The sequence below is a fragment of the Bacteroidales bacterium genome (assembly GCA_012517825.1).
GTDB lineage: Bacteria > Bacteroidota > Bacteroidia > Bacteroidales > JAAYUG01 > JAAYUG01.
This window is the reverse complement of sequence record JAAYUG010000158.1, coordinates 1-13811: the sequence shown is the minus strand read 5'-3', so window position 1 is coordinate 13811 and position 13811 is coordinate 1. Positions and strand designations below refer to the sequence as shown.

The 13811-nt window shown below is 44.8% G+C and carries 11 protein-coding genes; 6 read left to right on the top strand and 5 right to left on the bottom strand.

All coding sequences use genetic code 11. From position 1 onward, the window contains the following. Positions 1-517 precede the first annotated feature (517 nt). The 3 genes from GX419_11085 (at position 518) to nadB (ending at position 4806) form a co-directional block, all read left to right on the top strand. On the top strand, positions 518-1789 hold the full coding sequence (locus GX419_11085; protein NLI25237.1) for a DUF4010 domain-containing protein: 1272 nt from the start codon (positions 518-520) through the stop codon (positions 1787-1789). A gap of 97 nt (positions 1790-1886) precedes the next feature. Further along, entirely contained in the window at positions 1887-3242 is a 1356-nt protein-coding gene (locus GX419_11080) for an MFS transporter (protein NLI25236.1), read from the top strand. Continuing rightward, entirely contained in the window at positions 3226-4806 is a 1581-nt protein-coding gene (gene nadB, locus GX419_11075; protein NLI25235.1) for an L-aspartate oxidase, read from the top strand. The genes GX419_11080 and nadB overlap by 17 nt, the downstream gene beginning before the upstream one ends. Here the strand turns inward: nadB and dusB are convergent. After that, entirely contained in the window at positions 4794-5801 is a 1008-nt protein-coding gene (gene dusB / locus GX419_11070) for a tRNA dihydrouridine synthase DusB (protein ID NLI25234.1), read from the bottom strand. The two genes, nadB and dusB, sit on opposite strands and share 13 nt — an antisense overlap. 40 nt (positions 5802-5841) lie before the next feature. On the opposite strand from dusB, the gene GX419_11065 reads away from it, so the two are divergent. Continuing rightward, positions 5842-6771: a CPBP family intramembrane metalloprotease gene (locus GX419_11065; GenBank protein NLI25233.1), complete on the top strand. Its 930-nt coding sequence runs from the start codon at positions 5842-5844 to the stop codon at positions 6769-6771. On the opposite strand, the gene GX419_11060 is transcribed toward GX419_11065, so the two are convergent. After that, the gene (locus GX419_11060) at positions 6753-7484 is read right to left on the bottom strand and encodes a hypothetical protein (protein NLI25232.1); all 732 of its coding nucleotides are present in this window, start codon (positions 7482-7484) and stop codon (positions 6753-6755) included. The genes GX419_11065 and GX419_11060 overlap by 19 nt on opposite strands. Positions 7485-7807: 323 nt before the next feature. On the opposite strand from GX419_11060, the gene GX419_11055 reads away from it, so the two are divergent. Further along, entirely contained in the window at positions 7808-9196 is a 1389-nt protein-coding gene (locus GX419_11055) for an aminopeptidase P family protein (protein NLI25231.1), read from the top strand. Positions 9197-9240: 44 nt separating this feature from the next. On the opposite strand, the gene GX419_11050 is transcribed toward GX419_11055, so the two are convergent. The 3 genes from GX419_11050 to GX419_11040 are packed head-to-tail and all read right to left on the bottom strand — an operon-like array spanning position 9241 to position 12662. Further along, entirely contained in the window at positions 9241-9981 is a 741-nt protein-coding gene (locus tag GX419_11050) for a succinate dehydrogenase/fumarate reductase iron-sulfur subunit (GenBank protein ID NLI25230.1), read from the bottom strand. A 52-nt stretch (positions 9982-10033) separates the two neighbouring features. Next, a complete protein-coding gene (locus GX419_11045) occupies positions 10034-11974 on the bottom strand; it encodes a fumarate reductase/succinate dehydrogenase flavoprotein subunit (GenBank protein NLI25229.1) in 1941 nt (646 codons plus the stop codon). Between the two features lie 19 nt (positions 11975-11993). Next, complete coding sequence (locus GX419_11040) at positions 11994-12662, bottom strand: succinate dehydrogenase cytochrome b subunit (GenBank protein ID NLI25228.1); 669 nt, start codon at positions 12660-12662, stop codon at positions 11994-11996. Positions 12663-12771: 109 nt separating this feature from the next. Here GX419_11040 and GX419_11035 point away from each other — a divergent pair. Then, positions 12772-13811: M24 family metallopeptidase (locus tag GX419_11035; protein NLI25227.1), on the top strand; the 1040-nt coding region annotated here is incomplete at its 3' end.

Here is a 13811-nt window from a genome sequence, read left to right as displayed (position 1 = left end):
GGAACTCTTTCTCTTTTTTGAAGCCGGTCCTACTCTCTCTTTCGCACTTAAACTTGAAAAGAAAATTAAAAAACAAAAACGAAGGGACTTTTTCTTTAAGCTTAAAGATCCTTCGTTTAGAGAAAGTTTCATTCGCTCAGCTGGTTAGAGTCCCGCTCCCGCGGGATTGGTTTCAGGCTATGTTTTCGACTGCGTCTCTCTTATCTTATCAACAATCTTAACAAACATTTCAAAGAATTTCATTCTCCATGGCCAAACGGCACAAATATCGGGATTATAGTCGCAGAGATTAAATTTATCTGTTTTTTATCGCCTGACTCAAGTCCATAGGATACAAGATTGATTGAAATCCTCCTTTCCGCTAAAGTTTCAGATCGGTAAATTTTGAATATATTTGACTTCGATTTGACAAATTCTTTCCCTCTGAAAAAACTGTCTGATGATAATCAGTTACTCGCTGGCTTTAATCGTCCAATTCTACTGATATATCTTTTTTAGCTGAATAAGAATCTCTCCTATGCAGTTACTTCAATCCATTCCATCAGAATTCCTTGACTTTTTGCTGGTAACAGTTTTTTCACTTATTGTGGGACTTTCGCAGAAGAACCTTCATCAGAAAAAAGACATTCAACTTTTATTCGGGACCGACCGAACCTTCACCTTCATAGGCATTCTTGGCTATATTCTGTTTTCACTGAATCCCTATGACATGTACCCCTTTCTCACAGGGGCTGTAATCCTGAGTGTGTTTTTTGCGATTTATTATATAGCAAAAATCCGCGATACACAGCATTACGGAATGACAACCATCCTGATAGCCCTCATTGTTTATACCAGTCCGGCACTGCTTCTTACAAAACACCTCTGGATGTACCTACTGGTAATGGTTACGGTGATCATGTTTTCTGAAATGAAGGAAAAGCTGACAACCTTCTCACAAAGCATCAACAGGGAAGAATTTGTTACGCTTGCAAAGTTTCTCATTATTGCAGGCATCATCCTACCAATTGTTCCCGATAAGCCCATCGTTGATTTTCTGACCCTTACACCTTATAAGATCTGGCTTGCTGTGGTTGTAATATCTTCTATATCCTATGTCAGTTACCTTACCAGGAAATTTATTTTCCCCAAAGCCGGTATCATTTTGTCAGGAATTCTCGGAGGCCTCTATTCCAGCACGGCTACAACACTTGTGCTGGCGCGAAAAAGTAAAGAATCTGCTGAAAACAAAAGGTTTCAATACGTATCAGCAATCATTTTTGCCACTTCTATGATGTATCTGAGAATTTTGCTCCTGATTCTGATCTTTAACAAACAACTTTTCCGTTTGCTGTATCCCTATTTTATTCTCCTTTTTATTATTTCTCTTGCCATTGCCGTATTCCTTTACTTCAAAAGCCAGAGAAACCATATTGACACCATTGATATTTCTGAAGAAGACCATAATCCGCTTGAATTCAAGGTTGCCCTTCTTTTTACGGTTCTTTTTGTAGCCTTCAGCTTCATAACCTGGTTTTCACTGACCCGGTTCGGCAAGACAGGGTTGAGTGCCCTCTCTTTTGTTGTCGGAATCACCGATATCGATCCCTTTTTGATCAACCTTTTTCAAGGAAAATACAACGTTAGCCTTTCTCTCATTGGAGTTGCCACAATGCAGGCCATTATCAGCAATAACCTCGTTAAAATGATCTATGCTGTTCTCTTCGGAAAAAGAAACATCCGGACCCTCGTGGTTTTGTGTTTTCTGGCAATCATTGCAGTAAATCTGCTGGTTGTTTTTCTCCTGTAATCGACAAGAATAAGGAAAGCATCCACGCAGGGTTGTTCCACCTGAACATTCTATTTCTCCGATTGTTAAATTACTTCAAATTTAATTACGTTTGAAAATGTATAAAAAGATTCTTGTTCTTTTATTTGCAGGGGTTTTAATGGGAGCGCTTGATATAGCCATTATCGGCCCGGCTCTTCCTGCCATAAAGTCGTTCTTCTCTCTTTCCGACAGGCAATTGCCCTGGCTTTTTAACATATATGTTCTCATGAACCTTGTTGGGACTCCTTTGATGGGGAAGTTCTCCGATCTTTATGGAAGAAGAAACATCTATGTAATTAATCTGCTTCTATTTGCTGCAGGCTCTCTGCTGGTCATTGTTTCTGACAGTTACCCCCTGCTTCTTGCTGGCAGGGGAATACAGGGTTTTGGTGCCGGCGGAATTTTTCCCGTGGCTTCCGCAGTAATAGGAGACATGATACCAAAAGAAAAACAGGGAACAGCACTGGGATGGATTGGAGCAGTTTTTGGGCTTGCATTTATTATTGGCCCTATTCTCGGCGGAATTCTTCTGCAATTCGGATGGAGATGGATATTCCTTATCAATATACCTTTTGCCCTTATCATCATTTACTATGCATTGAAAATTTTGCCTTCTGGTGGAAAACACGTTTGGCAAAAACCCGACTGGAAAGGTATGCTCCTTCTGATCGCTTCTCTTTCCCTTTTCGCTTATGGAATGAACCAAATCGATACCAACAGATTTTGGAACAGCCTGCTGGAACCACACATTATGGGCTCTTTAATTGCCGCTGTGTTGATTCTGCCACTGTTTTACTTCCAGCAAAAGGCGTCTTCTTCTCCGACTTTTAATCTGAATCTCCTCACATCAAAGCAACTTTTAATTACCTATTGGATTGCTTTCACTGCAGGACTTGGGGAAATTTCCACCGTGTATTTACCCTCCCTGGCAGTTAATGCTTTTCATATAACGGAATCAAATGCCAGCTTTATGCTTCTTCCCCTTGTAATTACTTTATTCATTTTCTCACCTTTAGCTGGCAGACTAATTGACAAGACAGAAGTCAGGATTGTACTGCTGGCCGGAATAATTCTTCTTTCATCGGGGCTTATTTCGCTCTATTTGATCCCACTGAGCAAAACATCGTTCTATATTGCCTCTTCGGTGATAGGAGCCGGACTCTCATTTCTGCTGGGAGCTCCTTTAAGGTACATCATCAACAACGAAACATCCGGAGAAAGCAGAGCTTCAGGACAAAGTATCCTCACTCTTTTCACAAGCACAGGACAGATTTTGGGCGCAGCCTTTGCCGGTGGAATAATCTACAGCCTGGGAGGGAAAGTACATTCTTACCAGACTGTTTTCGCAATTTTGGCGGTAATTTGCTTACCTTTGCTTCCGGTTGTGATGAATTTAAAAAAATACAAGACAAAGGATGTACCAGGACACTGATTTTCTGGTAATTGGAACCGGCCTGGCAGGACTCAGTTTCGCTCTCCGTGTTGCCCAATATGGCAAAGTAACCCTGATTACTAAAAGCACGCTCGATGAAACAAATACACGCTATGCCCAGGGTGGAATAGCTGCTGTAACTTATGCCCCCGATTCCTTTGAAAAACATATCAGAGACACTATTGATTGCGGTGACGGACTTTGTGACGAAGAGGTAGTCCGCATGGTAGTTACCGAAGCTCCCGATTGTATCAGAGAACTTGTTTCCTGGGGTGCACAATTCGATACCAACGAAAAGGGAGAATTTGACCTCGCCCGCGAAGGAGGACATACCGAATACCGGATTCTGCACCATAAAGACAAAACCGGGGAAGAAATTCAAAGAGCCCTTAGCTCCAGGGCAAAAATGCACCCTAATATTACCATCCTGGAGCACCATTTCGCCATTGACCTGATTACTCAACACCATCTGGGAAAACTCGTCAAACGATACCACACCGACATCGAATGTTACGGTGCCTATGTTCTGAACCTGAAAACAAATGAAATTCTTACTTTGCGGGCAAAAGTTACCGTGCTCGCAACCGGCGGAGCAGGCAATGTTTACCATGTAACCACCAACCCTCCGGTAGCAACCGGAGACGGAATTGCCATGGTATACCGGGCTAAAGGAATTATTGAAAATATGGAATTTGTCCAGTTCCATCCCACCTCCCTTTATAATCCAAATGAAAGGCCTGCATTTTTAATTACTGAAGCCTTGCGTGGATTCGGAGCCATACTGCGAACCCAGGACGGTAACGAATTTATGCACCGGTACGACCAGAGAGGAAGTCTTGCTCCCCGCGATATCGTCGCACGGGCCATCGACAATGAAATGAAAATCAGAGGCGATGACTTCGTTTACCTCGATTGTACCCATTTGGACCCCCAATCACTAATCGCCCATTTTCCAACCATCACCGAAAAATGCAAATCCATCGGCATTGATATTACACGGGATTATATCCCTGTCGTTCCCGCTGCACATTATTTTTGCGGAGGTGTCAAAGTGAATAAAGACGGAGAAAGCTGGATCAAGAGGCTGTATGCCGTAGGGGAAACAGCTTCAACCGGACTTCATGGAGCAAACCGTCTGGCCTCCAACTCCTTGCTCGAAGCAATTGTTTTCGCCCGCCATGCGGCAGCCCATGCTCTGGAAAACATTGCAAATTACAGAATTCCTGAAGGCATTCCCCACTGGAATGATGAAGGCACAACTCTTACCGAAGAAATGGTGCTCATTACACAAAACCTGAAGGAAGTTCAGCAAATTATGAGTTTTTACGTTGGCATTGTCAGATCAAACCTCAGGCTTAAACGGGCACTTGACCGTCTTGAGATCATCTACCGCGAAACCGAAGAACTCTATCAGAAATCCAAACTATCCCGACAGCTCTGTGAACTCCGGAACCTGATCAACGTCGGATACCTCGTAATCAAAAATGCCACAGACAGAAGGGAAAGCCGCGGACTGCATTACAATATTGATTACCCCTTCCGGCGCAACTTTCAGGCCGATTGAACAGTAGAGTAATCATACCCTTCATATTTGCGGGCTATCAGCTCAAGCAGTCCAAGAATCTCGTCAACCTGAACACTGGTAACCAGCTTCAGCCGCAGTTCCTTAAATCCAGGCAGACCTTTGAAATAATTCGAAAAATGGCGCCGCATTTCAAAAATTCCCCTTGGAATTCCTTTGTATTCAACTGAACGAAGAAAATGCCTCCGGGCCCATTCAACTTTTTCCTGTACCGAAGGCTCAGGCAACTTTTCTCCCGTCAGCAGAAAATGTTTGATCTCTCTGAATATCCAGGGCCTTCCGATAGCCGCCCGCCCGATCATTACTCCGTCAACGCCATACCTGTCAAACATTTCCTTTGCTTTTTCGGGAGAATCAACATCCCCGTTTCCGATAACGGGAATATGCACCAAAGGATGATGCTTCACCTCCCCGATAAGTGTCCAATCCGCTTTCCCTTTATACATTTGTGAACGGGTACGCCCATGGATCGTTATTGCCTGTATACCAAGATCCTGAAGAATTAAGGTGATTTCGAGGATATTTTTTTGTGATTCATCCCAACCCAGCCTGGTTTTTACCGTTACCGGAAGCCGTGTGGCTTTTATTACCGATTCGGTAACTGCTACCATCGCCGGTATATTGTTCAACATACCGGCTCCCGCTCCTCTCCCGGCAATTTTCTTTACCGGACATCCGAAGTTGATGTCAATAAGCTCAGGAAATGCCTTCTCAGCAATTGCCGCCGCTTCTGCCATGGCTTCGGGAATATGCCCGTATAGCTGAATTCCAGCCGGTCGCTCTTCATTCAGTATATCCAGCTTGTCAACACTCTTTTTTCCACCGCGTATCAAACCATCCGATGAAATAAACTCAGTATAAACCAGATCGGCTCCAAATTCCCGGCACATTATCCGGAAGGTTGGATCAGTCACATCCTCCATGGGCGCAAGAAGCAGAGGATAACGCTCAATCTTTATGTTGCCAATGCTAAGCAATTGTTTGTTACATTTGCTGCAAAATTAATACAATTGCCCTATGTGGCATTACCTTTTCCGCGAGGCTCCTCTCAGAATCCGCTTGTTACTGCTGGCCGCCATTCTTCTTCTTTTCTGGGTATTATCATCGGTTGCAGGGACGATGGTATTGCTATCTGCCGGGTATGATCTGTCCATCCTTCAGGAAATTTCGCCCGGGGAAGCAAATAAATATGTTGATATACTTCAGATTTTACAAATCATTCAATCGGTATGCCTGTTCATTCTCCCACCTTTGGTTTATGCATACCTCGTATCCGGCAACATTTCTGATTCCCTGTTCCTAAGGGGAAAACTCCACCTGGCTGGGATATTGCTCGCAACAGCCGCTCTCTTCTTTTCCGTTCCCCTGATCAATTATGCCGGAAAACTGAACAGCCAGATTCACCTTCCCGGTTTTATGCAAGGAATTAACGCCTGGATGCAGGAAAAAGAAAACTTTGCCAACGAGGTTTCGTCAGCTTTTATGAATCGCCCGGCCTCCAAAATTCCGGTCAATCTTCTGATGATTGCTATAATTCCGGCATTGGGAGAAGAACTTCTCTTTCGCGCTGTTGTTCAACAACTGGTGATAAAACTGGTGCGGAACACCCATGGGGGCATCTGGCTCACCTCTTTTCTCTTCGGAGCCCTGCACCTTCAGTTCTTTACTTTGCTTCCCCGTATAATCCTGGGCTCTCTGTTTGGATACCTGCTCGAATACAGCCGTTCCCTCTGGTATCCGATCATGGTTCATTTCCTGAACAATACCATGGCCATTCTGTTTGCCTACTTTGGAAATCTTTCCTCTCAGATGCAACATCTTGAGAAACTGGGAGCTGAAAAAACTGAACTTCCGGCCGTGGTGCTGAGTATCTTGTTAACGCTCACTACCCTCTGGATCTTCCGTAAAAGTACTTCCCGTTCCCAACACTATCCTGCTGAAACCTGAATCCTGTCAAAAACTGAAAGTCCCGGAAGTTCATTTTTGCGGTAAACATAAACAACCCCATACTCTGAGGCCCTTGAGCGACGCACCTCATCGGGTAGCCCGGCAAAGGATTCTTCTACCTCATTCCACGCCTGACTGATAATTTCGTCTGCCTGTTTCCGCATTCTGGAAAGCTCCTCCAGCGCCCTTTCACTGTTTTTCTGCAATACTTTCTGGTTTTGACACGCTTCCTTGAAATTCTCAAACCTCACTTTAACCACAGCAACAGTAGGATTTGTAACCGGAGCCATACCTTTCATAATCCGTTGCTGTTCACCCTTAATAATGGCTTCTCCCCATTTCAGAATATCTTTCTCCGAAACAAGCGATGGAAGCCTGGATGAATGCTCTTCCAGCCCGTAATAAGCCCTTGTCTGCGCAGGAAGCTCTCCGCGGGAAATAGCCATATTCACTACCTGTATGAAATGCGATATATACATCCGTGCCTTCTTCATTAAATTCTGGTATTCCCTGCCCCTCTTTACCTGAATAGCATATGCCTGCCGGAATTGACTGATGGCATTTTCAAAACCCGGTAAAAAAGACTGAATCCGAGTATATACGTTCTGGGAAAAACCCAGTTTAAAAGGAGGAAGTTCCTTCCCTTTACTGTAAAGTATATGCAAAGCTCTTAGCCTTGACGAATCGGTATTGGGTAAACGACGGTATGGCATGAAACAAATATTGTTAATTAACTGTTAATAACCTGAATTGTATTACGAATGTATTAAAAAATTCTATTTCAGAATATTCTTCGCTTGTTATTTTTTTAACAAATTTTTTTCATGGTCATTTTTTCCGATATGCGGGATTGTTCTAAAAGTACTGACCCACATTGCGCATCAAAAACTGCACAACGTGTAACGAAGGCCGATGATAAATTTGTGCACTCTGACCTTATAATAAGGCTTCAGCATTTCCTTTTCTGGGTCCTTTTTGTAAAAATTTGGTGATTGGTAAAATCATTTTACTTTTGAATTGAACATCATTCCATGCTATGTTTCCATCAGAAGTTTACCAAAAACGCCGTCAGAAGCTCAAAGAGCTTCTTCCGCAAGGAGTCATTCTTTTTCCTGGCAACAGGGAAGTTCCGTATAATTATCCCGCCAATACTTACCGTTTCAGGCAGGATAGTTCCTTTTCCTACTTTTTCGGACTGCATGAACCCGACCTGGCAGGAATTATCGATCCTGAAAATGACAGGGAAATCCTGTTCGGCAATGATGTGAGCCTGGAAGATATCATCTGGATGGGACCGCAACCCTTGCTGAAAGAAAAAGCAGCATCAGTTGGTATAAAGGAAACATTTCCCCTTTCCGCATTGCAGGATTTTACAAAAAAGGCCCTGCAGGCAAAAAGAAAAATCCATTATTTACCTCCATACCGCTCGGAGGTTCTGTTGTTCCTGCATGATATTCTGGGCTTAAACCCCGGGGAAGTTGTTTCCGGAGCTTCAACTGACCTTGTCAGAGCCGTTGTCAACCTGAGGTCAGTTAAAGATGCTTACGAAATTGCCGAAATTGAAAAAATGGTCAATGTGGCCGGTGAAATGCATACAACGGTTATGCGCCTGGCCAAGCCCGGGCGAAAAGAAGCCGAAATAGCCGGAATTATTGAAGGCATTGCCCTGGCTTCCGGCGGTGCATCAGCTTATCCTGTCATTCTGAGCAAACATGGTGAAATTCTTCATAACCATTCGCATGCAAATGTTTTAAAAGCCGGCGACCTGCTTGTTACAGATGCCGGTGCCGAAAGTGAGCGGCTATACGCAAGCGATATAACCCGTACTGTTCCTGTAGGAGGAAAGTTTTCCGCACGCCAGAAGGAGATCTACGAAATTGTTCTTGCAGCAGAGATCAATACTATCGAACGAATTAAACCCGGAAAACCTCACCTGGAGGTTCATCTCGCTGCAGCACGCGATATAGCGCTCGGTCTGAAAGCAATCGGACTGATGAAAGGGGATATTGAGGAGGCTGTCAGTGCCGGCGCTCATGCACTCTTCTTCCCGCATGGCCTTGGACACATGCTGGGAATGGATGTTCATGATATGGAAGGCCTCGGCGAAGAATTTGTCGGATATGATGAAGAAGTGAAACGGGTACAGCAGTTTGGCACTGCTTACCTGCGCCTTGGCAAGAAACTTAAGCCAGGCTTTGTGCTTACTGATGAGCCCGGAATTTATTTTATTCCCGCACTTATCGACAACTGGTATAGTGAGCGGAAATTTGAGCAATTCATCAATTATCCCCGTGTTCTCGAATATAAAGACTTTGGCGGAATCCGGATCGAAGACAATCTCCTTGTTACTGAAACCGGCTGCAGGGTTCTGGGGAACCCCATACCAAAAACAGCAGAAGAAGTGGAAGAAGTCTGCAGGAGTTGATTTCCTTTCTGGCAGGTTCTGCCAGGTAAAAGTGAAATCGGGTCTTAACCCAGTACTGCTTTGTAATATTCCCTGTTCAGGCGTGCAATATGGCTGAGGGATATTTGTTTGGGACATTCGGCTTCGCAAGCCCCTGTATTGGAGCAATTGCCAAATCCCAAATTGTCCATCTCTTCCAGCATGGCTTTTACCCTGCGGGCAGCTTCAACCCTTCCCTGAGGTAGCATGGCCAGATGGGAAACCTTTGCCGCAACAAACAACATGGCTGAGGCATTTTTACAGGCCGCCACACAAGCTCCGCATCCTATGCAGGCCGCAGCATCCATGGCAATGTCAGCATGTTCTTTCTGAATCAGAATGGTATTCGCATCGGGCACTCCTCCGGTATTGACAGAAATATACCCTCCCGCCTGAATAATTTTGTCAAACGCCGTTCGGTCCACAATCAAGTCCTTAATCACCGGAAAAGGCTTTGCCCTCCAGGGTTCCACAACGATTGTATCACCGTCTCTGAAACGCCGCATGTGCAGCTGACAAGTTGTGATTGCATCATCAGGCCCGTGCGGACGACCATTGATGTAGAGACTGCATGCCCCGCATATGCCTTCCCGGCAATCATGATCAAATGCAACAGGCTCTTCCCCTTTTTGAACAAGCTGATCGTTCAGAATGTCCAGCATCTCAAGAAATGAACAATCAGGTGAAATACCGCTGAGATGATATGTTACAAATTTTCCGCGGCTCGTTGCATTTTTCTGCCTCCAGATTTTCAGTGTGAAATCCATTTCAGTAAGGTTTGAAAACGTGATTCCGTTTTATTTATTCTGGTTTCAAATGTCATTTATAGTTCCTTGCTTTGACTTCAATAAACTCATATTCCAGATTTTCTTTTATAAGCTCCGGTTCCCTGTCGTCGCCATTATATTTCCAGGCAGCCACATACATAAATTCTTCATCATTTCGTTTCGCCTCGCCCTCTTCGGTCTGGTATTCCTCCCGGAAATGGCCGCCGCACGACTCATTGCGATGCAAGGCATCCCGCGCCATCAATTCTCCCAGTTCAAGAAAATCTGCAATCCGTAACGCCTTTTCCAGCTCAGGATTCAGTTCATCGTTTGTGCCTGGAACCAGCACATCCTTCCAGAAATTTTCCCTTAAATCCCTGATCTCAGCAATGGCTTTTTCCAGCCCTTCCTTTGTGCGGCTCATACCGACATATTCCCACATAATCTTACCCAGTTCCCTGTGCAATCGTTCGGCCGGAGTCTTCCCCCTTACCGAGAACAACCGTTCAATGCGTTCTTTTGTCTGTTTTTCAGCAATTGCAAATTCTTCACTCTGGGTAGATATCCTGGGAACCTTGATTTGGTCGGCCAGATAATTCTGTATAGTATAAGGCAGGATAAAATAACCGTCAGCAAGGCCCTGCATAAGTGCTGAGGCTCCCAGTCTGTTGGCACCGTGATCAGAAAAATTGGCTTCTCCCAGCACAAACAACCCCGGGATGGTGGATTGCAATTCATAATCAACCCATAATCCACCCATAGTATAGTGAACAGCCGGATAAATCATCATGGGGTTTTCCCATGGATTTTCATCCATGATTTTTTCATAGATCTGGAACAGGTTCCCGTACCGTTCATCGATCACTTTCCTTCCAAGGCGTTTGATTGAATCACTCAGGTCAAGGAATACAGCCAGGCCTGTTTCGTTTACCCCAAATCCTGCATCACACCGTTCTTTGGCAGCTCTTGAGGCCACATCCCGAGGAACCAGGTTTCCGTAAGCCGGATACCTCCGCTCCAGGTAATAATCACGATCTTCTTCAGGTATGTCGTGGGCTTTAATAAGTTTTTTTCTTATTTTTTCAACATCTTCCTTCTTCCGGGGCACCCAGATTCTTCCGTCATTCCGCAGACTTTCGCTCATCAGCGTTAGCTTTGACTGATATTCCCCGTGAACCGGAATACAGGTAGGATGAATCTGTGTAAAACAGGGATTGGCAAACAATGCCCCCTTTTTGTATGCCCTCCAGATGGCCGTTGCATTTGACCCCATAGCATTGGTCGACAGATAGAAAACATTCCCGTAACCACCTGTTGCCAGAACAACGGCATGGGCGGAAAATCTTTCGATTGCGCCTGTTACAAGATTTCTTGCAATAATTCCACGGGCCTTCCCGTCAACCACCACCAGCTCAAGCATCTCGTGCCGTGTGTATAGTTCCACATTCCCGAGATGTACCTGGCGCATCATGGCACTGTAAGCACCGAGAAGCAATTGCTGGCCGGTCTGACCACGGGCATAAAACGTACGGGAGACCAGTGCCCCGCCAAATGACCTGTTTTCCAGCAAACCCCCATATTCCCTCGCAAAGGGAACACCCTGAGCAACACACTGATCGATAATCGGACCGCTGAGTTCCGCAAGCCGGTAAACATTTGCTTCACGCGAACGATAATCCCCTCCCTTGATGGTGTCGTAAAACAATCGGTACACACTGTCTCCATCGTTCTGGTAGTTCTTCGCCGCGTTGATTCCACCCTGTGCTGCAATGCTGTGTGCCCTGCGGGGGCTGTCCTGATAACAAAATGCCTTCACCTTAAAACCCAGTTCCCCGAGAGAAGCGGCAGCCGAAGCCCCCCCTAATCCTGTACCTACAACAATAACATCCAATTTCTTCTTGTTGGCCGGGCTTACCAGGTTCTGATGTGCCCTGTAATAACTCCATTTTTGTTCCAGCGGGCCGGAAGGTATTTTTGCATCCAATACTGCCATAGGATCTTTTTTTATTCTTTTAATCAAAATATATCACAAGCGGAATAGCTGTGAATCCTGAAACAACAAGCAATGTATAGAGAATGCCGAGCACCTTTATCACGGGAGTATACGTCTTGTGATTGAGCCCCAGGGTTTGAAAGGCACTCTGAAACCCGTGCAAAAGATGAAAACCTAAAAACAAAAATGCCAGAATATAGCCAATCACAAATTCCGGCATATGAAATTTCGCCACAATCATGCTTCCAAAATCCACCATCTCCTTCCCGTCGGAATATCTTACAAGTTCCGGTTCACCAAATTTCGCCCTGAAGTAAAAATCCATAAGATGAATCACCAGAAAAACAAAAATGATGGCAGCTGTATGAATCATAAACCGCGAGAAAAAGGAAGTCTGGGAATAATTGGCAATCCGGTATCCTTTCGGTCTTGATAACCAGTTTTCAATCTGGACAATAAGCCCGTAAATCATGTGAAGAAAAAAACCTCCAAACAGAACAACCTCAATGATCTTAATCAGAAGGTTGGTTTGCATGAAATGTGCTGCCCGGTTATAGGTTTCGGGTGAATCGTAAAGAATGAGCAAAAGATTGATTCCTAAATGAACCAGCAGAAAAACAATCAGAAACAAACCGGCCAGCGACATCATTAGCTTTTTTCCGACCGATGAAGTGAAAATGCTGCTCATAAACGGTTTTTTAAAAACACTCCGTGAAATGCAATCGAATATAAAAACAAATTTAACAGCTTCACCCAGATAATTTTTATGTTTGTAAACACCAATTTGAAATCAGATCATGTTAGCACCCGCACCCGACAGAAGTTGCTTTATAAAAAACCGCCTGCAGCTTACGCGAAAGGTGCAGTACGGAGCCATCATCCTTTTCTCGGCTGATCCGATGCCCAGAAACGGAGATCAGTATTTTCCTTACCGTCAGAATTCGGATTTCTTTTACCTGACAGGAATCGGGCAAAAAAACAGTATCCTCCTTCTGGTGCCTCATGCCAGTGATAAAACCTTTCGTGAAATCTTGTTCATTGACAAATCCGATCCGAAAAATGAAGCCTGGATTGGAAAAGGTCTTTCTCCCTCAGAAGCTGCTGACATTTCAGGAATTGAAACCATCCGTTTTACTGAGGAATTTGACCTGATTCTCCGTCAGGTATCAGCCATAACAGAAACATTCTGGTTCAACATTCCTGTTCATCCAAAGTTTAAGGCAGATTTCCCCTTAAAAGACGAACGGGAGATGAAACGAATCAGGGAAATGTTCCCTCTGCATAAATACGAAAGGGTTTCCCGCTATCTCGAGGAGATGCGAATCCGGAAGGAAGAATGGGAAATTGCTCTGATCCGTCGGGCTTCGGAAATTACTGTTGCGGGCATGAAGCGGATAGCCCGGAAATGCCGGCCGGGCATATCCGAGAAAATCCTGGAAGCCGAATTTGTATATGAGTGCACGGCAAACAATGCCCAGCAGGCCTATGCCCCTATCATTGCTTCAGGAATCAACGCATGTACCCTGCATTATTCAAAAAATTCCGGTATTTGCCAGGCGGGTAGCCTCCTGTTGGTTGATGCCGGTGCCGAATACGGAAATTATGCCTCCGACTGCACACGAACCTTTCCTGTTGACGGGCGATTTACCCGACGGCAAAAAGAAATCTATCTTTCCGTTGTCAGTATCTTCGGGGAAAGCATGGCCCGACTCGTGCCGGGAAAAAGTATTGAGCAAATAGAACAGGAAATCAGACCGTTCATTGAAGAAGAACATCTGAAACTTGGCCTGTACAGAAAAAATGACCTGGCAGTACAAAATCCTGCTGACCCCCTTTT